General features: G+C 73.7%; 18 protein-coding genes. 3 read left to right on the top strand and 15 right to left on the bottom strand.

Annotated elements, in window-relative coordinates:
* Nucleotides 1-4: 4 nt before the first annotated feature.
* Entirely contained in the window at nucleotides 5-880 is an 876-nt protein-coding gene (locus ABFT23_RS11165) for a hypothetical protein (protein WP_347895146.1), read from the bottom strand.
* Between the two features lie 118 nt (nucleotides 881-998).
* Here ABFT23_RS11165 and ABFT23_RS11160 point away from each other — a divergent pair, with 118 nt between their 5' ends.
* From ABFT23_RS11160 to ABFT23_RS11150, 3 genes are all read left to right on the top strand, one after another.
* Nucleotides 999-2,726, top strand: coding sequence for an ABC transporter ATP-binding protein (locus tag ABFT23_RS11160; protein WP_347895144.1), 1,728 nt, complete (start codon nucleotides 999-1,001; stop codon nucleotides 2,724-2,726).
* On the top strand, nucleotides 2,723-4,690 hold the full coding sequence (locus ABFT23_RS11155) for an ABC transporter ATP-binding protein (RefSeq protein ID WP_347895142.1): 1,968 nt from the start codon (nucleotides 2,723-2,725) through the stop codon (nucleotides 4,688-4,690). The genes ABFT23_RS11160 and ABFT23_RS11155 overlap by 4 nt, the downstream gene beginning before the upstream one ends.
* A 261-nt stretch (nucleotides 4,691-4,951) precedes the next feature.
* Entirely contained in the window at nucleotides 4,952-6,238 is a 1,287-nt protein-coding gene (locus ABFT23_RS11150; protein ID WP_457623317.1) for an IS30 family transposase, read from the top strand.
* Nucleotides 6,239-6,592: 354 nt separating this feature from the next.
* Here the strand turns inward: ABFT23_RS11150 and ABFT23_RS11145 are convergent, their stop codons facing one another.
* The 14 genes from ABFT23_RS11145 to ABFT23_RS11080 all read right to left on the bottom strand — a co-directional run bounded on the left by ABFT23_RS11145 (nucleotide 6,593) and on the right by ABFT23_RS11080 (nucleotide 21,691).
* Nucleotides 6,593-7,468, bottom strand: coding sequence for an ABC transporter permease (locus ABFT23_RS11145; RefSeq protein WP_347895139.1), 876 nt, complete (start codon nucleotides 7,466-7,468; stop codon nucleotides 6,593-6,595).
* On the bottom strand, nucleotides 7,465-8,433 hold the full coding sequence (locus tag ABFT23_RS11140) for an ABC transporter ATP-binding protein (RefSeq protein WP_347895137.1): 969 nt from the start codon (nucleotides 8,431-8,433) through the stop codon (nucleotides 7,465-7,467). The genes ABFT23_RS11145 and ABFT23_RS11140 overlap by 4 nt, the downstream gene beginning before the upstream one ends.
* Nucleotides 8,430-10,628 carry an insulinase family protein gene (locus tag ABFT23_RS11135; protein ID WP_347895135.1) on the bottom strand — a complete coding sequence of 733 codons (2,199 nt, stop codon included), beginning with the start codon at nucleotides 10,626-10,628 and terminating at the stop codon, nucleotides 8,430-8,432. The genes ABFT23_RS11140 and ABFT23_RS11135 overlap by 4 nt, the downstream gene beginning before the upstream one ends.
* On the bottom strand, nucleotides 10,625-11,545 hold the full coding sequence (locus tag ABFT23_RS11130) for a hypothetical protein (protein WP_347895133.1): 921 nt from the start codon (nucleotides 11,543-11,545) through the stop codon (nucleotides 10,625-10,627). The genes ABFT23_RS11135 and ABFT23_RS11130 overlap by 4 nt, the downstream gene beginning before the upstream one ends.
* On the bottom strand, nucleotides 11,542-12,150 hold the full coding sequence (locus ABFT23_RS11125) for a flavoprotein (RefSeq protein ID WP_347895131.1): 609 nt from the start codon (nucleotides 12,148-12,150) through the stop codon (nucleotides 11,542-11,544). Before ABFT23_RS11125 ends, ABFT23_RS11130 begins: the two co-directional genes overlap by 4 nt.
* Complete coding sequence (locus tag ABFT23_RS11120) at nucleotides 12,147-13,163, bottom strand: LLM class flavin-dependent oxidoreductase (RefSeq protein ID WP_347895129.1); 1,017 nt, start codon at nucleotides 13,161-13,163, stop codon at nucleotides 12,147-12,149. Before ABFT23_RS11120 ends, ABFT23_RS11125 begins: the two co-directional genes overlap by 4 nt.
* Nucleotides 13,164-13,284: 121 nt before the next feature.
* The gene (locus tag ABFT23_RS11115) at nucleotides 13,285-13,428 is read right to left on the bottom strand and encodes a hypothetical protein (RefSeq protein ID WP_347895127.1); all 144 of its coding nucleotides are present in this window, start codon (nucleotides 13,426-13,428) and stop codon (nucleotides 13,285-13,287) included.
* A gap of 23 nt (nucleotides 13,429-13,451) precedes the next feature.
* Nucleotides 13,452-14,432, bottom strand: a complete 981-nt coding sequence (locus ABFT23_RS11110; RefSeq protein ID WP_347895125.1) for a T3SS effector HopA1 family protein — start codon at nucleotides 14,430-14,432, stop codon at nucleotides 13,452-13,454.
* A complete protein-coding gene (gene lxmK, locus ABFT23_RS11105) occupies nucleotides 14,429-15,520 on the bottom strand; it encodes a class V lanthionine synthetase subunit LxmK (RefSeq protein ID WP_347895123.1) in 1,092 nt (363 codons plus the stop codon). Before lxmK ends, ABFT23_RS11110 begins: the two co-directional genes overlap by 4 nt.
* Before the next feature lie 220 nt (nucleotides 15,521-15,740).
* On the bottom strand, nucleotides 15,741-15,971 hold the full coding sequence (locus ABFT23_RS11100; protein WP_347895121.1) for a hypothetical protein: 231 nt from the start codon (nucleotides 15,969-15,971) through the stop codon (nucleotides 15,741-15,743).
* Nucleotides 15,972-16,100: 129 nt separating this feature from the next.
* Nucleotides 16,101-16,715 (bottom strand): response regulator transcription factor, encoded by a 615-nt coding sequence (locus ABFT23_RS11095; protein ID WP_347895119.1) that lies wholly within the window; start codon nucleotides 16,713-16,715, stop codon nucleotides 16,101-16,103.
* Nucleotides 16,708-17,853 carry a sensor histidine kinase gene (locus tag ABFT23_RS11090; protein WP_347895118.1) on the bottom strand — a complete coding sequence of 382 codons (1,146 nt, stop codon included), beginning with the start codon at nucleotides 17,851-17,853 and terminating at the stop codon, nucleotides 16,708-16,710. The genes ABFT23_RS11095 and ABFT23_RS11090 overlap by 8 nt, the downstream gene beginning before the upstream one ends.
* On the bottom strand, nucleotides 17,850-18,971 hold the full coding sequence (locus ABFT23_RS11085) for a sensor histidine kinase (RefSeq protein ID WP_347895116.1): 1,122 nt from the start codon (nucleotides 18,969-18,971) through the stop codon (nucleotides 17,850-17,852). The genes ABFT23_RS11090 and ABFT23_RS11085 overlap by 4 nt, the downstream gene beginning before the upstream one ends.
* Before the next feature lie 248 nt (nucleotides 18,972-19,219).
* Nucleotides 19,220-21,691: a class III lanthionine synthetase LanKC N-terminal domain-containing protein gene (locus tag ABFT23_RS11080; protein ID WP_347895115.1), complete on the bottom strand. Its 2,472-nt coding sequence runs from the start codon at nucleotides 21,689-21,691 to the stop codon at nucleotides 19,220-19,222.
* Nucleotides 21,692-21,824: the final 133 nt, after the last annotated feature.

Genomic DNA, 21,824 nt, shown 5'->3' with positions numbered 1-21,824 from the left:
CCGCTCACGGGAAGCACACGTCGCCGGACTCGTCGAGCACGAAGAGCTGGATGCCGTCGCCGTCGGGCTCGTCGGTGCCCAGGGCGACCGCCGCCTTGTCGAGACCGGCGACCAGGGCGACGAGCACGACCGCGACGGCCTCGGCCGGGCGCAGGTGACGCCGGGCCCCCTCGAGGTCGGCGGGCCGGACGCCGGCCGGCGTCCGGAGCGCGGCGTCGGCGAGCCCGAGGGCCGCGCACCGGACCTCGCTCAGCGAGCTCGAGCGGTAGTGGTCGACAGCAGCGAAGGTGGCGGCGTCGGCCCCCGCCCGGACGGCGTCGAGGCTGCGCCGGGCCATGCCCACCCGCGAGCCGATCCGCCGGGCGACCCGCAGCCGCACCAGCTCGACCGTCACCGGGTCGAGGACGCCTATCAGCGCGACCTCGCGCCCCAGCTCGGCGACGAGCCACCGCAGGTGCGCGGTCGGGGCCGGGTCGGCGTCGTCCCACGGGCCGGGGCCGAACAGCCCGTCGAGCACGGCGCGTGCACGCGACACCGCGTCGGCGACGGCGGCGGCCAGCGCCACCTCGTGGGCCGCGGGCGACGTCGCCGCCGCGAACGCCTCGCGCTGGCCGTCGGCGATCGACGTGACGTCGGCGGCGAGCTGCTCGGCGAAGGTGAGCACGGCCAGGCTCGGGACCTCGCCCGGGTCGTCGGGCCCGGCGGGGGCGGGCAGCGCCCCGGCGCCGACCGCCTCGGCCGTCGCCGAGCGCACCTCGCGCAGGCGGGCAGCGGGCACGTGCTCGGGCCAGGCAGCGACCAGCGCGGCGACGGCCGCACCGGCAGTGGGCGCCCACGTCTGCAGCGCCTGCGCGCCGCCGACGTCCCAGCCCTCTGCCATGGGGCGAGCCTAGTCATGGCGATGTCGTGACAGCGGGCACTGCTGGCGGGGCGCCGGTCTTCCTACGCTCTTGTCGGTGAACGGGCACGTCGAGTGCCCCGATCCGAGGACCCTCCCCATGTTGCTCCGGCTGGCCCGCACCTACCTCGCGCCCTACCGCGGCTGGCTGTGGTCGCTCGCCGCGCTGCAGCTCATCAGCGTGCTCACCAACCTGTTCCTGCCCAGTCTCAACGCCGCGCTCATCGACGACGGCCTGGCCCGCGGCGACGTCGAGCACATCTGGCGGGTCGGCAGCCTGATGCTGCTGGTCACGATCGCGCAGGTGGTGGCGGCGTCCGGCGCGGCCTTCACCGGCGCCCGGACGGCGATGGGCTTCGGGCGCGACGTCCGCGCCGCCGTCTTCGACCGGGTCGGGGAGTTCTCGGCGCGCGAGAACAACCAGTTCGGGACGCCGTCGCTCGTCACGCGCTGCACCAACGACGTGCAACAGGTGCAGATGCTCGTGCTGATGACCTGCACGATGATGATCACCGCGCCGATCATGATGGTCGGCGGCGTCGTGATGGCCCTGCGGGAGGACCTGGGGCTGTCGTGGCTGATGGGCGTCGCCGTGCCCGTGCTGTTCCTGTCGGTCGGCTTCGTCGTGCTGCGGATGGTGCCGCACACCCGTCGGCTCCAAGAGCGCACCGACGGCGTCAACCGCGTGCTGCGGGAGCAGCTCATGGGCATCCGGGTGGTCCGCGCGTTCGTCCGGGAGCCCGAGGAGAAGGCCCGCTTCGGCGCCGCCAACGACGACCTCGCCCGGACGGCGCGCAGCGTCGGTCGGCTGATGGGCTCGCTCTCCCCCGTGGTGCTGATCGTGCTCAACGCCTCGACCGTCGCCGTCGTCTGGTTCGGTGGACACCGTGTCGCGTCGGAGGACATGCAGGTGGGTGCGTTGACGGCGTACATGACCTACCTGCTGCAGATCCTGATGTCGGTGATGATGGCGACGCTGATGCTGATGATCCTGCCGCGGGCCGCGGTCGCGGCCGAGCGGATCCAGGAGGTGCTCGACACCGAGTCGTCCGTGCCCCCGCCGCGTCGTCCGGCGCCCGTGAGGGAGCTGCGCGGCGTCGTCGACCTCGAGGGGGTCGCGATGCGCTACCCGGGAGCCGACGCACCCGTCGTCAGCGGCATCGACCTGCACGCCGAGCCCGGTCAGACCGTGGCGATCGTCGGCTCCACCGGCAGCGGCAAGACGACCCTCGTGTCGCTGGTCGCCCGGCTCTTCGACGCCACCGAGGGCACGGTGCGCCTCGACGGGTACGACGTGCGCGAGCTCGACCCGGTCGTCGTCCGGCGCAGCATGGCGATCGTGCCGCAGCGGCCCTACCTGTTCTCCGGGACCGTGGGCAGCAACCTGCGGCACGGCGACCCGACGGCCTCGGACGACGAGCTGTGGGCCGCGCTCGAGGTCGCCCAGGCCCGGGATTTCGTCGAAGCCCTGAAGGGTGGCCTCGACGCCCCGATCCACCAGGGCGGCACGAACGTGAGCGGCGGGCAACGACAACGGCTCTGCATCGCACGGGCGGTGGTCGCCCGACCACGGATCTACCTCATCGACGACTCGTTCTCGGCGCTCGACACCGCCACGGACGCCCGGCTGCGGGCCGCGCTGCGCGAGGTCACCCGCGACTCGACCGTGATCGTCGTCGGGCAGCGGATCTCGAGCGTGCGCGACGCCGACACCATCGTCGTCCTGGACGACGGGCGCGTGGTCGGCTCCGGTCCGCACGACGTCCTGCTCGCGGGGTGTGCGACGTACCGCGAGATCGTCGAGTCGCAGGACGGGGTGCCGGCATGAGCGCGGCCGCAGCCAAGGGGGCGCCGAGCGAGAAGGCGCAGGACTTCCTGCCGTCGGCCCGGCGGCTGGTCGGGCTGCTGGCGCCCGACCGGTGGCGGATGACCGCCGTCCTGGTGCTGACCGTGGCGGCCGTCGCGCTCAACGTCGTCGCCCCGCTGGTGATCGGCAAGGCGATCGACGCGGTGTTCTCGGGCGCGATCGGCGCCGGACTGCCGGCCGGCCGGAGCAAGTCCGAGGTGGTCGCCGGCCTCGAGTCGTCGGGCCAGTCGGACTTCGCCTCGATGCTGGCGAACATGGACGTCGTCCCGGGCGTCGGCATCGACTTCGGCGACGTCGGGCGGCTGCTGGTGATCACGCTGCTGCTCTACGTCGTCGCCTCGGCCGCCCAGCTGTGGCAGGCCTGGCTGCTCGCGAGCGCCGTCAACGCGGCGGCACAGCGTCTGCGCGCCGACGTCGAGGCCAAGGTGCACCGGCTGCCGCTGGCCTACCTCGACGGGCAGCCGCGCGGCGCGCTGATGTCGCGGGTGACCAACGACGTCGACAACGTCGCGCAGTCGCTCAACCAGACGCTGAGCCAGCTGATCTACTCGTTGCTGAGCGTGGTCGGCGTCGTCGCGATGATGTTCTACATCTCGCCGCTGCTCACCGCCGTCGCGCTGGTCGCCGTCCCGCTGACGGCGCTGATCACCAAGGTCGTGATGTCGCGCAGCCAGACGCTGTTCGTGCAGCAGTGGGCACACACGGGCGCGTTGAACGCCCAGATCGAGGAGGCCTTCACCGGCCACGAGCTGATCACGGTCTTCGACCGCCGCGAGGAGGTGCGGGCGAGCTTCCGGGCGACCAACGACGAGCTGATGGAGGTCAGCTACCGTGCGCAGTTCGTGAGCGGGCTGATGATGCCGATCATGATGTTCGTCGGCAACCTGTCGTACGTCGTCATCTGCGTCGTCGGCGCGCTGCGCGTGCTGAGCGGTTCGATCACGCTCGGCGAGGTGACCGCGTTCATCCAGTACTCGCGCCAGTTCACCCAGCCGTTGAGCCAGGTCGCGTCGATGACCAACCTCCTGCAGTCGGGCACGGCGTCGGCCGAGCGGGTCTTCGAGCTGCTCGACGCACCCGAGGAGCCGGCCGACGCGCACGGGACCCTGACGACGCCCACGCGGGGCCGCGTGGCGTTCGAGTCGGTGTCGTTCGGCTACGGCTTAGAGCCGCTCATCACCGGACTCGACCTGGAGGTGCAGCCCGGGCAGACGGTCGCGATCGTCGGACCGACCGGCGCCGGCAAGACCACGCTGGTGAACCTGCTGATGCGCTTCTACGACGTCTCCGCCGGCCGCATCACGCTCGACGGCGTCGACGTCGCCTCGGTGCCCCGGGCCGACCTGCGCTCGAAGGTCGCGATGGTGCTGCAGGACACCTGGCTGTTCACCGGCACCATCCGCGACAACATCCGCTACGGCCGCCCGTCGGCGTCCGACGCCGAGGTGCAGGCGGCGGCCGAGGCCGCCTTCGTCGACCGCTTCGTGCGCTCGCTGCCCGACGGCTACGACACCGTGCTGTCCGGCGAGGACTCCGCCCTGTCGGCCGGCGAGCGCCAGCTGATCACCCTCGCCCGCGCCTTCGTTGCCGACCCGTCGCTGCTGGTGCTCGACGAGGCGACGTCGTCCGTCGACACCCGCACCGAGCTCCTCCTCCAGCGCGCCATGACCGCGCTGCGTGCCGACCGCACCGCGTTCGTGATCGCGCACCGCCTCTCCACCATCCGCGATGCCGACCTCATCGTCGTCATGGACGCCGGCCGCGTCGTCGAGCAGGGCACGCACGCGACGCTCGTCTCCGCCGGCGGTCTCTACACGGGGCTGTACCGGGCGCAGCTCGCCGGCGCCGTCGAGGACGACGCGCCCGCCGTCGCGCCGAGGCCGGGGGCGTCCGCGGTCGCCGTCCCGGCGGCGCGCGAGGCCTGACCCTCTCCCCCCCCAGACGGGCGGTAGGTGGGCCACCGACGTGGTGGTCGACCTGCCGCCCGTTCCTGCGTGCGGCGGTCGGGTCGTTGCGTCGCGGCGGTCGGGCGGTCGTTGAGCCACCGAACGCCTCGTCCTCCGGTTCCCCAACGGTGGCTCACGCACCGCCCCGCCGTCCCAGCAGCTCCTCAGGGACTGCGCACCCTTCTCAGGTGGGCGGATTCAAGTGGTCCAAGCAACACCGAGTGATCGAGGTGTTGAAGAATGGGCAGACCACCGATTCCGTATGAGGTCCGTGCGCGGGTGTTTGAGGCGTTGGCGTCTGGCTCGTCGCTGACGAGGGCGGCGGTTGTGGCGGGCGTGTCGAAGGCCTCGGCCGAGCTGTGGTGGAGTCAGTGTGCTCCGGTGAGCCTGACCTTACTTCGTGGCGCTGCTGGCGGCCTGCCTGAGTTGCCTGCTCATCCGTGGAACCAATCGCCGGTCGAGCTGGGTGAGCTGGTCGAGCCACCGTCGATCGAAGCTGCTGGACGGCGGGTGCTGACCTCTGAGGACCGGGCAGTGATTGCGGCGTGTGTACGTCAGCGGGTCGAGGCCCTCGAACGGGGCGACAGGCCGATGTCGTTGGCCGCGATCGGAGCGCTGATCGGTCGCGACCGTTCGGTCATCGGTCGTGAGATCGCCCGCAACAGCGGCCCGGACGGCACCTACTACGCCGCGCTGGCGCATCGCCAGGCCCTGACCCAACGGCGTCGCCCCAAGAAGTTCCGGCTACGACAGAACTCGGCGCTGTGCACCGCGATCGAGCAGTGGATGGACCAGGGCTGGTCTCCGAAGCTGATCGCGACGATCCTCAAGCAGGACTACCCGCACATGATAATGGAGCGCGTGTCGCACGAGACGATCTACCAGGCCCTCTACGTCCAGACCCGCGGGTCGCTGCGTAAGGACCTGCACCAGAAGCTGTCGACCAAACGACCCCGACGACAAGCTCGTGACGGCGTCAAACGTGGCCAGAGCCCGTACCGCGAGGCATTCAAGATCGCCGACCGCCCGGCCGAGGCCGCTGACCGCTCCGTACCTGGACACTGGGAAGGCGACCTGATTCTCGGCGCCGCCAACCGCTCCGCAATCGGGGTCCTGGTCGAACGCACCACTCGGTTCACGATCTTGCTGCACCTACCCGGCAGGCATGACGCCGAGAGCGTCGCCGAGGTCATGATCCGCGAGATGAGCAACCTTCCCGAACGGCTGCGCCAGTCGCTGGCCTGGGACCGCGGCGTCGAGATGGTCCGCTACGAACGCATCCAGCTCGAGCTCGACATGCCGATCTACTTCTGCGACCCCCACGCACCCTGGCAGCGCGGCACCGGTGAGAACACCAACCGGCTCCTACGCCACTGGTTCGAGAAGGGCACCGATCTGTCCGCATGGAGCCAGGCCGACCTCAACCGCGTCGCCGCCAGCCTCAACGCCCGACCCCGCCCTACCCTGGACCTACGAACCCCAGCCCAAGCGCTGGACCAACTGCTCGCCGACTTGGCCGCAGCCTGACCCGTTGCTTGGACCGGTTGACGTCGCCGTGTTGCAACCCCTGGGAACGTCAGGAGTACCCGGTGCACCGGGTGTTCACCGCCCACGGACCCCGGGAGCCCCGCAACGCCCGCCCAGCGGCAACTATCACGGTGGCTCACGCACCGCCCCCGCCGTCCCGGGAGCTCCTCAGGGACTGCGCACCCTTCTCAGGTGTTGCAACCCCTGCGAACGTCAGGAGTACCCGGTGCACCGGGTGATCTCCGCCCCCGGGCCCCGGACCCCGGCCCACCGGCGCCCGCGGACGACGCATGAAGACCCCGGGACCGTGAAGGTCCCGGGGTCTCGCAGCGGCGCTGCCGGCTCAGTCGCGCATCAGCCGCGCGGCTCCCACCGCCACTTGGAGCGCGCGACCTGCACGAACACCAGGCACCAGAACGCCAGCAGCAGCGAGTTGGCGCCCGTCATCAACAGCGACGCCGAGACGTCGAGCCGCTCGGCGAGGTCGACGACGACGGCGGGCGTCGCGAACGTGTCGGCGGGGGCACCCAGCGCCCGCGCCGCGAGGTCGCTCGACGACGCGTACGGCGCCAGCAGCACGAGCCCGCGGACGTTGTCGGAGAGGCCGGGGTTGAGCACCATGATCGAGGTGACGAGGCCGGTCATCATGATCGGCATGACGCCGAACTGCACGCGCTCGCTGTTGGCGGTCATGGTGCCGGTGGCGAAGCCGGCGAGCACGCTCATCACGGTCGTCGCGACGACGACGAGCGCGAACAGCTCGGGCCGGGCCACGGACGGCGCCCCCATGGCCTGGTAGGCCGCGGTGAGGACGACGACCTGCCCGATGCCGACGAGCACGTAGGGCGCCGCGAGCGAGAACAGCATCTGGCGCGGGAGCAGCTCGGAGGTGCGGAAGCGCTTGAGGACCTGGTTCTCGCGCCGCGACACGACGGTGCTGGTCGTGGTCGTGTAGACCGCGAGGATCAGCACGAGCACGGCCATCGACGACAGGAGCGAGAGCCAGGCGGCGTCGTCGACCGGCTTGGTGAACGAGGCGATGCCGATCGCGGTGGCCGGCGCGAGCAGGATCGACATGAGCGCGACCTTCTGACGGAAGATCATCGTCAGCTCGAAGCGGGTCATCCGGGCGACCCGGCCGAGCGCCGTGCGGCGCCGGCGTCGGCGGTCGGGCAGCGCGGGGAGCGGGGTCGGTGGTGCGACCGCGGTGCGGTCGTCGAGGACGGTCATGCGGACACCTCACGGGCAGTAGGGGCGGGCGAAGGAGCAGGAGCGGAGAGTCGGACCTGGTGGAAGACCTCCTCGAGCGAGGCCGGGTTGGCCCGCAGCCGCTCGAGGACGACGCCGGCACGGTCGGCGGCGTCGAGCACCCAGCGCAGGTCGCGCACGGGCTCGGGTCCACTGACGCGCACCTCGAGGCGTGAGCCGTGCGGGCGCCGGACGACGTCCTGATCGACGGCGACGCCGGGCAGCACCGGCGCCAACCACGACAGCCCCACCGATGGTTCGATGTCGAACGAGACACGGGCGGGCTGGCTGGCGAGCACCTCGTCGAGCGTGCCCGCGACGGCGATCACGCCGTGGTGCATGATCGCGACCCGGTCGGCGAGGCTCTCGGCCTCCTCGAGCTGGTGGGTGGTGAGCAGCACCGTGGTGCCGCCGTCGCGCAGCTGGCGCACGAGAGTCCACAGCGTCTGGCGCGAGGCGGGGTCGAGGCCGGTGGTCGGCTCGTCGAGCACGATCAGGTCCGGGCCGCCCCAGATGGTGGCGGCGAGGTCGAGCCGGCGGCGCTCACCGCCCGAGAGCGACTGCACCTTGGTGTCACGCTTGTGGGTCAGCCCGACCCGCTCGAGCACGTCGTCGACGCGATCACGCCGCGACGACAGGTCGGCCCACAGCGCGAGGGTGCTGCGCACGGACAGCTCGGGGAAGAACCCGGCCTCCTGGAGCATCGCACCGGTACGGGCGCGGATCGTGCGCGGCTCGGCGGCGGGGTCGACGCCGAGCACCCGGACGGCGCCCTCGCGCGGGCGCCGGAAGCCCTGGATCAGCTCGAGCGTGGTGGTCTTGCCCGCCCCGTTGGTGCCGAGCAGCGCGTAGACCTGCCCGGCCTCGATGGTGAGCGAGACGCCGCGGACGGCGTCGTGGTTGCCGTAGGAGAAGTGGAGGTCTCGAACCTCGACGATCGGGGTCATGCCTCCAGCGTCGCGGCCCGCGCGTGTCCGGCGTAGGGGCCGTTGGCCCCACTACCGATGACACCTGTCACGAGCTCGGGGGCGGCGGTGCGCACCCACCCGTGCGGCTCCGACGCCGTGTCGGCCAGCAACCGGTCGACGACCGCACGCGGCGGCGTCGCCAGCAGGCGCTCGTCGAAGTGGCGGACGTCGTCGTCGGACGCGCCGAGGTCGAGCAGCGTGGTCGCGCGGCGGCACCAGGTGGCGCCGTCGGACTCGTCGCGCAGCCACTGTCCGGCGAGGGCCACCGCGGTGTCGGGCACGCCGGCGGCGCGCTCGACGAGCCGCACCTCCGACAGCTCACGACGCACGTGCTCGAGCGCGGCGGGCAGGCCCTCGGGCGACGCCCAGACCTCGACGACGAGGGCCTGGTCGCCCGGCACGGCCTCCTGCCGCAGGGTCAGCACCGTGTCGGGTGGCGCGGCGAAGGGTGCCGGGTCGCGACCGTGCGAGCGGGCCTGGAGGTCGGCCACGAGGGCGATCCCGAGCCACCGGGCCACGAAGCCGTCGCCGTCGGTCGGCCAGCGCAGCTTCGCACCGGCGACGTCGGGCGGCCAGCCGTCGAGCGGGCGCACCTCGAGGCCCGACCGCGACGGAACCACGGTCGGCGCCGGCGTCGGCGCGACCCAGGCGACGGCGCGCGAGGCACGCCGGCCGGTGAGCGCCACGTGCCGGACGGCGAGGTCGCCCACCGCGACAGCGAGGTCGGCCATCAGCTCGTCGGCCGGCACCGCGGCGGTCGTCGCGGCCACCCAGCCCGCGAGGTCGCGGGTGATGGTGCACCCGGCGGCCCGCAGGCGCTGCTCGGTCGCGGGTCCGGGTGCGGCGGCGAGCCGCACGGAGGCCGACGACGACAACGACGCCCGGTCGACGGCGACGAGGCGCACCGGCGAGCCGGACGGCGGCCGGGTCGAGCGGGCCGCCACCGGCGGGCGTCCCACCAGCCCGACCGGCGTGGCGTCGTCCAGGAGCCGGGCGGCGTGGACGACGTCGTCGACGGTCACCTCGCGCACGGCCTCGACCCAGCGCACGGCGGCGTCGGGCGACCCGCCGAGCAGTGCGCCCCGGGCGAGGAGCTCGGCGGCCCCGCGCGGGCGGTCGAGCGCGGCAGCGACGTCGGCCCGTGCCCGCCGCAGCGCCGACCCCATGTCGGCACCACGACGAGCGACGGCCGCGACCTCGCGGAGGGCGAGGTCGAGTCCGGGTGCGGCGTCGACGTCGTCGACGACCGTGAGGGTGAGCGCGTCGCCGTCGAGGCGGTCCATCGGCGTCATCTGGCCGAGGCGTCCGCGCGCGGCGGGGTGCCGACCGAGGTGGGCGGCCACGACCAGCAGCCCGGCGTAGGCCTGCGGGGCGTCGACGACCGACGGCACGCGCCAGGCCAGCGCGCCCACCGAGTGCGGGGCGGACCACTCCGCGGCGGTCAGGACTCCGTCGGAGTCGGCCTGGGGCATCGGGACAACAGACTGTCTCGTCGTTGCGCTGCCAGGGACCGGGCCGTCCAGCGCGTCCGCGAGAGCGTCGGCCCCGCCGGGCACCCGACGCAGGTCGGCGACCACGACGACCACCGTGTCGACGGGTCGGTGGTGCGCGGACCAGAAGGCGCGGCAGTCGGCCTCGGTCAGGCGGGCGACCTCGTCGACGTCGCCGAAGGGGTCGTGCCCCTCGGACCAGCTGCCGAAGACACGCAGGCCGAGGTCGGGCCAGGGCAGCGAGCGCGTCGCGCGGTCGCCGACGTGCTGCTGGATCTCGCGCCACACGCCGTCGCGCTGCTTGTCGAGCTCGGTGTCGCGCAGCACGGGCCAGCCGGACAGGCGGGCCCGCTCAGCGGCGATCCCGGCGGGGAGCGCCTCGTGCGGGCCCTCGAAGCAGAACTCGAGGTAGTCGGGGTGCGTCGTCGCGCTCACGTCGCCGCCGGCGAGCACCACGGGCGTCACCCAGCGCTCGCCGTCGGGCGCGAGGCCCTGGGTGAGCAGGTGCTCGGTGAGGTGGGCCGTGCCCGCGGCGCCCGGCGGGTCGAGCCGGCTGCCGCCGTGCACGTGCGACAGGACGACGGCGCTGCGCACGCCCGGGCGGTCGAGCAGGAGGAGCCGCGTGCCCGACGACAGCACCCGTTCCTCGTGCCGCAGGCGGTCGGCCCAGTCGGCCCGGCTCATGGCAGCGCGACCGGGGGCAGCGAGCCGACCAGCGCGGCCCAGCGGGCGGGCTCGTCGTCGGGGCAGTCGGCGTGCACGACGATGTCGGCGACGTGCCGCACCACCCCGAGCCGGACCTCGCGGTCGAGGGCGTCGGGCGAGATCGGTGCCGGGTAGCCGGCGAGCAGGGCGGCGCGGGCGTCGTCGAGCGTGACGACCTGCTCGAACTCCGGGCGGAAGAAGCGCAGCTCGACCACCTGGGCGAGCACGGCGGCCAGGTCGTGCTCGCGGGCGGCGATGCCGAGGTCCTCCCCCACGAGCCCCACCGCTCCGGACCCCGAGGGGTACCAGCGTCCGAGGCCGGCCCAGCCGTGGCTGCGGACGCCGGCACCGGGCGGCGGCGCCGCCGCGCGGCGGGTGTCGACGACCAGCTCGTCGCGCAGCCCCGGGCACAGCGCGTCGACGAAGCGCTGCCGCTGGGCGGCGGGTCGGCCCTCGGGCACGACGCCGTCGAGGAAGAGCGCCAGGCGGCGCAACCCCTGCGGCTCGCCCTCGGCCACGCCCGGCGTCGGCCGGACGGCGTGCAGCCGCCCCAGCGCAGCGCCGATCTCGGACAGCGCGGCCGGCCACGAGGCCACCAGCCCGGGCTGGGAGAGGGCGAGGTCGGCGAGTGAGCGTGAGCCGGGCGGCACGTCGTAGCGACGACGGAGGTCGTCGCCCTCGCCGCAGTCCCAGCGCCACGCCGGACCGGTGGTTGAGGACTCCCGGGCGACGAGCTCGAGCAGGTCGCCCGGGAGCGGACTGAAGGGGGCCGGCGCACCGGGTCCGACGAGGCGGACGAGCTGGCGGCCCTCGCGGTCGCGACCGCGCAGGGTGCTCGAGATCCCTGCCGCGGCGGCGGTCTGGGCGGTCGTGGCCGCCGTCGTCGTGCTCGTCACCGCGGCTCCAGCCGCACGACGGTGGCGTCGTTGAGGCCGGTGTCGGGGGCCTCACCCGCCCGCTCGGCGAGCATCCGGTCGATGATGGCGAGGCAGTCGGGCAGCTCGGCGGAGGTGTAGGCCGACATGGTGCGGGTCGCGGCGCTCATGCCCAGCTTGGGGGCCGCGACGACGACGCCGGTCAGGCGCTGGATGTCCTCGACGTGCCGGCGGTAGGTGCGGCCCTCGAGCCCGCCGGGCGGCAGCGCCGGGGCGATGACGACGGGTGCGTCGGAGCAGGCGATCATGAGCAGCGACGGCGAGTCGCCCTCGCCGCGGGCCACGCGGCCGACGTAGTCGAGGGTGGCCGGGTAGACGAGCACGGCGTCGGCCCACTGGGCCAGCTCGATGTGCAGGGCCGGACCGACCGCCTCGGCGTCCCACTCGTCGTCGTCGACGGAGCGCCCGGCGAGCTGCTGCAACGCCGGGCGCGTGACGAAGCTGCGAGCCGCGCGTGTGCGCACGACGCGCAGCTCGATGTCCGGCCGGTGGATCCGGATCCAGTTGATCATGTAGGGCGCGAAGGCCGCGCGCAGCGACCCGCTCACGACCAGCACCAGGTTCATGTCGTTGCCACCGTCGGTCGGTCGCGGCGTGCGGACGACAGCCGGGCCGCGACCGCGGAGCCGACCTCGAGCCACTCGTCGCGGGCCGCGGGCCAGGAGCGGTGCGGGTGGTGCACCACGAGGGGGACCTCGTCGGCTCCGGCGGCGGCGACCGCGAGCACCCGCTCGGCGATGTCGTCGGCCGTGCCGTAGGTGACGAGGCCCGAGTCGAGGGCGGCGCGGTGGCCGCGGGCGAGGACGTCGTCCTCGCCGGCGGCGGCGAGGAGCTTGCGGTAGCTGGGCGTGCGCAGGTGCTTGCCGATGGCCACCTCGGCCAGGGCCACCGGGTCGCGGCCCGGGCCGGCGAGCACGCAGTGCACGGGGACGACGAGCTCAGGGCGCGGGCGGGACGCGACGGCGGCGCCCTCGTCGAGGGCCGGCACCAGCACGTCGCGCACGTAGTCGGGCGGGGTCAGCCACGAGGTGGCGGTGTCGGCGAGCTCGCCGGCGAGGCGCGTCATGCCGGGGCGCAGGACGCCGAGCCCGATCAGCACCCGTCCCGCGTGCGGGCGGGCAGGTAGCGCGGCGTCGAGCGGGAAGTAGGTGCCGTCGTGACGGACGCGCTCGCCGTCCAGGAGACCGCGGACCACCGTCAGGAACTCACGGGCCGCGGTCATCGGACTGGAGTAGCGGGCGCCGGTGAAGCGCTCCTGCGCGACGGGGTCGCCGGCGGAGAAGCAGACGCGGACGTCGTGGCCCGTCGCGGCGGCCATGGCGCGCATCGACTGCACGACCGTGAGCGGGTGGTGCATGGGGATCACGTTGACCGCGATGCCGATCGGCACCCGCCGGCCGGTGCCGGCGGCGTAGGCGACGGTGGAGGCGGTCTCGAGAGCGACCGACTGGCCGAGCCACAGGCGCTCGAAGGCGCCACCGGTCACCAGCTCCGACCAGGTCGCGACGTCGTCGATCGCGGTCGGGGTGAACGGCCAGAACGCCGCGAGGCGCGGCGACCGCGTGACCAAAGCGTCCATCGGTGGTTACACTCCTCACTAGTGAGTGGCGGATCCTTCTGGGGAACCGCGTTGCCTCGGGAGTGCGGTTATTACGAGTAACCGCAGTCCCGAGGCAAGTTGGTTTTTCAGGTGAGGTCGATCAGCAGTCGATCTCGATGGTGATCACCGAGGCGGCCGTGGCGCACCAGGGGGTCGAACCGGGGGTGTCGTCACCCTCCTCGGTGTTGACCTCCTCCGGGCCGGAGTAGTCCTTGAAACCGTCGACGAGCTCGTCCTTGGCCATGATGTTCTCCTTGGGTTGGTGTTTCACTGGTGTCCGGCCAGGGCGGCCGGTCGGGCCTGCACCGGGCGGTGCAGGAGCTTGAGGACCGGCGAGGTGACGTTGCGCCACACGTCGCCGGGGTCGATTCCCTTGCGGCGGCAGGCCTCGGCGGTGTCGCCGGGGTGCCAGGTGCCGTCGGCCCGGGCCACGAGCAGCTGCGCGAGCACCCGGGCGCGGTGCTGGCCGAAGCTGACCGCGTGCTTGCGGCCGTGCGGCTGGTCGGGCTCCCAGGCGCAGCCGACGCCGGGGGCGAGCCGCAGGGTGAAGACGGAGGTGGGCGCCTCGGCGGCCTCGGGACGGCGGGCCGCCCCGACCACGGCTCCCACGGCGTCGAGGTCGTCGACGTGCAGGTAGACCGTGACGGCGTCGCTGCGCGGGTAGAGCCGGGTCTGCGAGGCGACCTTGGCCTGCCAGCGGCGGCGTCCGTGCAGCTGGTCGAGCACCCGGAGGTAGACCTCCGTGGCGTCGTCGCGGGTCTGCGCGCCGAGGTAGAGGCGGAGCATCGGCCCGCCGTCGGTGGGCTGGTCGGCGCCACGGGCCAGGGCGAAGCCGGGCGAGAGCGCCGGCGCGAGCACCGGGACCTCGAGCTCCGCCGCTGACGTCTGGCCCGGCGGCACGGTGACCGACTCCACCGGCACCCGGACCCGCAGGCCCAGGTGGTTGACGACGGCGTGGGTGTCGTCGAGACCGTGCAGCGGCACCCGCTGCCGGACGGTGTGTCCGGCCAACGTCTCGGCGAGCTCGCGCTCGTAGTCGAAGTCGCGGGCCGCGCTGACGTCGAGGCCGTCGTCGACGCGATGGCCGACGTGCAGGTGCTCGTAGACGAGCGTGCTCAGGCGGCGCACGAGGTCGCGCTGCTCGCGCTCCTCGGCGTAGGAGCCGTCGAGCCGGACGCTGCCGGCGCGGAGGTCGATCTCGACGCGGTCGAGCACGTCGTCCATCACGGAGGCCATCGAGCGGTTCATGCCGCACCTGCCTCGGTCAGGGCCAGCCCCAGCGCGTCGGCGGCGCCGGCCGGGTTCGACAGGATGCGCTTGCCGATGCCGGCGGCCGCGCGGTGCAGGCCGGGCAACGACGACGCGGCGTGGGCGTGGGCCAGGAGCCGGTCGAGCAGGTGCCAGCCGGCGAAGGCGGTGACGCGGGCGATCTCGGCGGCGTCGACCGGCCGGACGGCGCGGTAGGCGTCCCAGAAGGCGACGATGTGCGGCGTCAGGGCGTCGAGCTTGGCGACGCCGCGCTGCACGACCTCGGCGGTGGTGAGGTCCTGGTGGTGCAGGACGCCGTCGGGCTGGGCGGTGCCGAGCCCGTCGCCCCGCGAGGTGGGGATGTCGAGGACGGCGCGGTAGACCCACTCGCCGATCCAGCTGCCGGTGTCGTAGGCCGGGTCGCCCGCACCGTGCTCCTCCCAGTCGACCACGTACGGCCGGCCGTCGGCCACGAGCACCTGGTCGATGCGGAGGTCGCCGTGCACCGGGGTGCGGGGGGCGGCCGCGGTGGCCTCGCGCAGGTCGCGCAGGTAGCCGGGCAGCTGCGGGTCGGACTGCAGGATGCGCCAGGCCTGGATCTCGCCGGCGCTGAACTGGCTCACAAGCTCGATCGGCAGGGCGGAGACGGCCTGCTCCGAGGGCACCGACGGCACCGGCGGCGGCACGTCGCGGACGTCGTCCAGCGGGCCGAGGTGGAGGTCGGCGACGCCGGCTCCGAGCTCGCGGCACAGCTCGGTGGTGAAGGTCTGCTCGACCAGCAGCTCGGAGCCGGTGACGGCGTCGGCGAGCGTCGAGTGCACGAGCACGAGCCGGTCGGCGTCGGCGTGCAGGAGCGTCGGGGTGAGCGGGCCGCGGTGGCCGGTGTGGGCGGCGGCCCGGGCGAAGCGCTGGCGCCGGTTCGGGCCGACCAGCTGCTTGACGACGACCGACTGCGTGGGCCGCTCGGTGCGCCAGGTCTCGTTGCGTCCGGGCAGCGGCACGGCGGTCGGGGCGCTCGGCAGACCGGCCTCGGCGAGGACGTCGAGCACCCACGCCGGCGTCGGGTGCGCGTGGTTCGTGGTGGTCATCGGGTCCTCCTCCGCTGCGTCTCGGTGTCTGTCTCGGTGGTGCGCTTCCTGATGACCACAACTCTGCCGAGGTCGACGGGCGACCAGCAGAGGCAAGCGTCATCCGGTCTGTTGACAGTGATCACGTGCTTCGGGTGTCACGGTGTCCGCCGGCCGCACGCACGACGACGCCGCACCCCCGAGAGGCGGGTGCGGCGTCGGTGTCGTGCAGCTGGTGCGGCTAGCGGGCGGCGACGTCCCCGCGCTTGACCGTGTAGAGCCAGCGGCCGATGCCGAAGACGAGCAGGGCCGCGCCGAGCGCGGCATAGAGGGCCGGCGACTTGTCGGTGACGGCGATGAGGCCGCCGAAGACGACGAGCACGAAGACGGTGGTGGCGACGAGGACGGCGGTCTCGCGACGCACGGTCGGCGCCGGGGTGAGACGGCTCATGTCCTGCATGAGGGTTCCCATGGTTCTGGCCTTTCTCGAGGGTCTGGACGGACGGTCGGGGAGCGGTGGTGCTCCTCCAGCCTCGCCCGTCCGGGCCCCCGGCGGGCAGTGCCCGCCGTCACCGAAGCAGGTGACAGATGTCCCGCTGCCTCAGAGCAGGCCGCGCTGGCGGGCGGTCTTGACCGCCTCGATGCGCGAGACGGCGTCGAGCTTGGTCATGGCGCTCGAGAGGTAGTTGCGCACGGTGCCCTTGGACAGGAACAGCTCGTCGGCGATGTGGTCGGTCGAGACGCCCTGGTCGACGAGGCGCAGGATGTCGCACTCGCGGTCGGTGAGCGGGTTGGGCCCGGAGCGCAGCGCCTCGGCCGCGAGGCCCGGGTCGATCACGGTGCCGCCGTCGGCGACCGCCTGGATGCCGTCGATGACCTGCTTGGCCGACGACGACTTCACCAGGTAGCCGGCCGCGCCCGCGGCGAGCGCGCGGGGCAGGTGTCCGGCCCCGGGCAGGGCCGTCAGCAGCAGCACCTTGCACGACGGGAGGACCTTGGTCAGCTCGGCGCACGCCTCGATGCCGGTGGCACCGGGCATGTCGATGTCGAGCAGCGCGATGTCGGGCCGGTAGGCCAGGGCCGCCTTGACGACGTGGTCGCCGCGGTTGACGCGGGTGACGATCTCGTAGCCGGCCTCGGTCTGCAGGAGCGCCTCGAAGGCCTCTCCCACGAGGTCGATGTCCTCGGCGATGAGGATGCGCAGTGGCTCATCCATGGTGCGTGGCCTCCTGGAGGTCCGGGTTCACGAGCGATGGGGGTGCCGGGACGACGGGCACCCGGGCGACGATGCGATAGCGCCCGTCGGACAACGGTCCGGCCTCGAAGGTGCCGCCGAGGTCGACGACCGAGTCGCGGCAGCGACCCTGGCCGGTGCCACCGGTCGGGCAGGACGATTCGTCGGACACCCCGTCGTTGGTGAAGCTGAAGATCGCCTCGCCGTCCTGGTCGCGGGCCACGAACGTGCACCGGGTGGGCACGGCGTGCTTGAACATGTTGGTGACGCACTCGCGCAGCATGAGCGCGAACGTCGTGCTGACGGCGTCGTCGACCTGGTCGACCGACGCGGTGAACTCGACGCCGAGGCGTCGGCACAGCGTGTGCGCGGTCTGGATCTCGGTGTCGAGGTCGTCGATGACGGGCTCGAACGAGAGCAGCTCGAGCTGGTCGAGGCCGCGGGCCACGAGGTTGTCGACGTCGGCGAGCTGCGACTGCAGCGCGGGGTCATCGAGGTCGATGGCCTGCCGGGCCTCGCCGATCTGGCGCGCGACCTGGTGCAGCGTCTGGCCCATGAGCGAGTTGAGCTCCTGCGCCAACCGCGTGCGCTCGGCGTCGACCTCGGTGTTGGCGAGATCTTCGCGGGTGTCGCGCAGACGCCGGGCCGTGAAGGCGATGCGCTGCAGCAGGTAGGGCACGAGGCCGAGCATGAGGACGCCGATCGCGAGCTGGAGCAGCGCGACGAAGACGTCGGTGCCCGGCAGGCCCGGCGGGAGCTCGCGGGCCGCCAGCGCCACGTAGGCCGCGATGGTCGCGAGCGTCGCGACGACCGCGGTGGCGACCGGGACCGTGAGCGCGACGACCGGTGCGCCGAGGGCGATCATCACCATGTCCTGCTCGACGATCCCCCACAGCACCAGGCCCACGCCGGGCAGGGCTCCCCAGCGGCCGAGGCGGTCGGCGTTGACCTCCCAGGCGAGGAAGACGAGGGCGGCGACGAGCGGGTAGAGCCACTCCCCGACCGTGAGGGCGTAGCGCGCCGGCGTGCTGACGAGCCAGACGACGAACAGCCAGGTGAGCACCCGGGCCAGACGACCGTCGGCGAGGTGCACGCGCAGGCGGGACCGGAGGTCGGTCATCGGTGGCCCACCGCCTGCGGCATCGGGATGCGGGAGACCGTCTCGAACTCGGACTGGCGCACCTGGCGCGAGACCGACGTGCCGCCGGCCGCCTGGACGGCGCGTGCGAGCCGGCTGTCGGCCGCGGCGCTGGTGTCGCCCGTGCGGATGGTGCCGTCGTTGACGACCCGGACGACGGTGTGGTCGTCGTCGCGGTCGATGACGATCGTGCACGTGGTGGCTCGGCTGTGCTTGAGGACGTTGGTGATGCTCTCGCGGACGACGAGCCCGACCAGCGCCTCGTGCGGGCCCGGCGGTTCGGTGCGGACGTCGACCTCGAGCGTGATGTTGACCCGTTCGGCGAGCATGCGGGCCGTGGCCAGCTCGTCGTCGAGGCGGGCGATGGCCGGACCGCTCGTGAGCGCCCGGAGCTGGACCTGGCCGCGCGACAGGGTCTCGTGCAGTCGCTCGAGGCGTTGCGCGCCGTCGGGGTCGCGGTCGCCGAGCGTGCGCAGCGCGGTCTGGTTGCGCAGCGACGCGGCCACGAGGGTGCGTCCCATGAGGTCGTGCAGGTCGCGACCGACCCGCTCGCGCTCGACGTCGACCCGTCGCCGGGCCAGCACCTCACGGGTGAACTGGAGGTCGTCGAGCAGGACGGCGAGCCGGGTGACCGCGACGAAGATGACGGCGAAGACCATCAGCTCGATCAGGGCCGGGACCGGGTCGACGACCGTCTGCAACCCCGACTGCGGGTAGAGCAGCAGGAACCCGGCGCCCGTGACGCCGACGACCACGGCCGCCGGCACGGGCCGGTAGAGCAGCACGGCGGCCGCCACGGTGTAGGACACGGTGAGGCTCAGCGCGCCGAAGGCCATCGGGGCGAGCGTGGCGACCAGGAGGGCCACCGGCACCCACGGCCAGGTGAGGTCGGCGCCGCCGCGGCAGGTGGCGAGCTGGGTGCGGACGAAGAGCGGGAACGCGATGGTGAGCGAGACCGCCGAGGCCAGCTCGAGACCACCTCCGTCGCCGTGCTGGTAGACCCGCAGCCACTTGACCAGGATCGGGACGAGGATGACGGCCCAGCACAGCACCAGGGCGAGGCGTGCCTCGGCCGCCTGCGCGCGGAACACGCTGAGCATGTCGTTCTCCCTCCGGCCCGGTCCAGAGTCGCTGTGGGGGATCAGCACGATCATCGTACGGAGGTGGTCCAGTCCGGCCGGGTCAGCAGCCGAGGTGCAGGAAGGTGACCATCCCGACGACGACCGAGTCGTCGGGGGCGGTGATGGTGTCGAGGTCGAGCGCGTGCAGCTGGTCGAGCGTCATGACAGTTCTCCTCGGTGGGTTCCGTTGGGGTGATGTGGAGCGGCGATTCGTTTGACTCACATCATCAAACGTCGGTTCGGGAGGCCTCGGCAGTGGCGGTCGGCAGGGAAGGGACATGACAGGTGTCATGTCCGGTCCGAGGCAGCCGCAGCACGTGCCCCAGCCGCGTCGTCCCGCCCGGCCCGAGGGCCGCGACGAGACCGGCGCTGCCCGTCTGGACGTCGTCGGAGCAGCGCAGGCGCTGGGCCCCGAGGGCGCTCCACCCGCGGCGGGTCGGCACGCAGTGCCAACCGGCCCGGTGCTCGAGCACCTCGGCGTCGGGGTGGCGGCCCCAGGCCCTCAGCACGGCGGCGTGGCCGGCGAGACCGTCGAACAGCCCGGCGACGGGCACGACCTGGCGGCAGGCCCGGGCCGCGCGGGCGCCGGCGTCGTCGAGCAGGGCGTCGGAGGCGTCGTGGACGCCGAGCGCCGCGACGGCGAGCGCGAACGCGCCGCTGCCGTGGCCGAGGCCGGCCCGGACGCGCCCGGCCGGCGTCGCCACGAGGCACTCCCCCATCGGCGTGAGGACCTCGAGCTCGCGCCGCAGGGCGGTCGCCGCAGCCACCCGCAGCGACGACGCCCGGCACGGATCGGCGTCGAGCTCGGCGAGCTCGGCGACGCGGAGCAGGGCGAGCGCGACGCCGGCCCAGCCGTCGAGCAGGCCGGGGCGCGACAGCGTGACCGCCGGGTCGGCCGCGGCGCGGGCGACGTCGTCGGCGACGGTGAGGCCGAGGTCGTGCAGGTCGGCGCGGCCGAGACACCGTCCGAGCTCGACGAGGGCGACGGCCTGACCGGCCCGGCCGGAGGCCCACCCGAGGTGGCGGGCGACGTCCGGCGCCTCGACGAGGGTCGCGGCCTCCTCGTGGCGGCCGAGCAGGGCCAGGGCCAGGGCGACGCCATCGACCCCGGTCGCGAGTCCGGGACGACGCCCGCCCGGCACGGCCGCGAGCCAGTCGAGGTGGTCGGGGTCGGGTGGGCGGCCGGCCGCCTGCAGCGCCAGCAGGACGCCGGCCGCGCCGCTCAGCAGGTCGTGCCCGCCGAGCGGCGAGGTGAACTGCTCGATACCGCCGGCGAAGAGCCGGTCGGAGCGCTCGGGGCTCGCGCGGGCGAGCAGGTCGTCGACCAGGCGGTCGAGCAGCGCCGCGTCGGGCGGGACGTCGGGGACGCCCGGCTCCGCCGTCGAGGAGTCCGTCGGCTGCAACCGGGGCCGGAGGTCGGGGCGCCGGTCGAGCAGCGAGACGTCGGGGTCGTGCAGCGCGGCGCGCGTGCGGTCGAGGGCGAACCGGTCGCGGCGGAACGGGTCGGCGTCGGCGAGCGCGTAGCCCGGCGTCCCCATCTCGCGGGTGGCGACGTGGCCGTCGATCGAGGCGCACTCGAGGTCGACCAGGCGCAGCCCGTCGGGACCGAGCACGACGTTGCCCGGGTGCAGGTCGCCGTGGGTGAGACCGAGGTCGTGCAGGCGCGCGACGAGGTCGGCGAGCTCGTCGGCGACGGCCTCGGCCCACGCGTGGTAGCGACGGACCTCGTGCTCGCTCGCGCCGGGACGGCCGGCGGGGTGGGTGCGGCCGAGCCGGGCGACCAGGCTGCCGCCGTCGACCCACTCCATCACCAGGATGTCGCTCGAGACGAGCTCCCAGTAGTCGACGGGCTCGGGGGCGATGCCGTGCCCCGACAGCCGCTGCAGCACCGCCTCCTCGTGGCGCAGGCGGGCGACCGCGTCGACGCCCTGCGCCGTCAGGCCCGTGTGGTGCCGTGCCTCCTTGAGGGCGACGGCGCGGCCGTCGTCGAGCACGGCGCGGTAGAGCGAGCCGGCGTTGCTGCGGTGCACGAGGGTCACTCCGCTGACCGGCAGCGGGTGCTCGCGATGGGCCGAGGCCAGCAGCCGGGCGACGTCGTCGGGCAGCATGCGGCCGGGCAGCACGGACCGGTCGTCGGGCGCGGGTCCGTCGTCGGCACGCATGCCGGGCACGGTGCGCCCGTCGGGCGCCTCGACCCAGTGCTCGCGATAGGCGCCGAACCGCAGGCCGAGCGGGGCGCTCGGGTGGGCGAGGTCGCCCTGGATCCGCGGTCCTGGCCGCCCGGCGAGCGCCACGCCGAGGTGGGCGACCAGCCGGGTCAGGTGGTCGTCGTCGTCGCTGTAGACGGCGCACACCTTGCCGGCGAGGCTGGCCGGGGCGTACTTGGCGTGCGCGGCCTGCACGAGCCCCACGGTGCGCACCACCTTGAACGCCGCCCGCTCCGCGGCACACACGCGCGCCACGGTCTCGAGGGTTCGGCGCGCGTCGTGCGGGCGCGCGGTCACGTGCACCTTCCAGCCGACGTCAGGCCCCACGTGGTCCGGCGGCCGGTGCACCCGCCACGGCCCGCGCTCGTCGACCTGCCACCCGGGCAGCAGGCCGTCGGGCACGCGCAGCGGCTCCGTGCCGTCGCCCGCGCCCCACGGCACGTCGAAGTAGTCGTCGTCGCTCAACGCGAAGTACAGGTAACGGTCGTCCACGAGTACGCCCTCCCGACGGTCGTCACCACTGAAGCGGTGGCTCCGCAGGTCGCGGCACCGTCAGTCGTCACGATCTCCCGTGACACCTATACCGGGAGGGGCATGACGCCAAACCTCACGCCGGCGGCGTGAG

The sequence above is a fragment of the Nocardioides secundeburneus genome (assembly GCF_039939255.1).
GTDB lineage: Bacteria > Actinomycetota > Actinomycetes > Propionibacteriales > Nocardioidaceae > Nocardioides.
The sequence above is the reverse complement of the archived record's forward strand: the minus strand, read 5'-3'. Positions and strand labels throughout refer to the sequence as shown.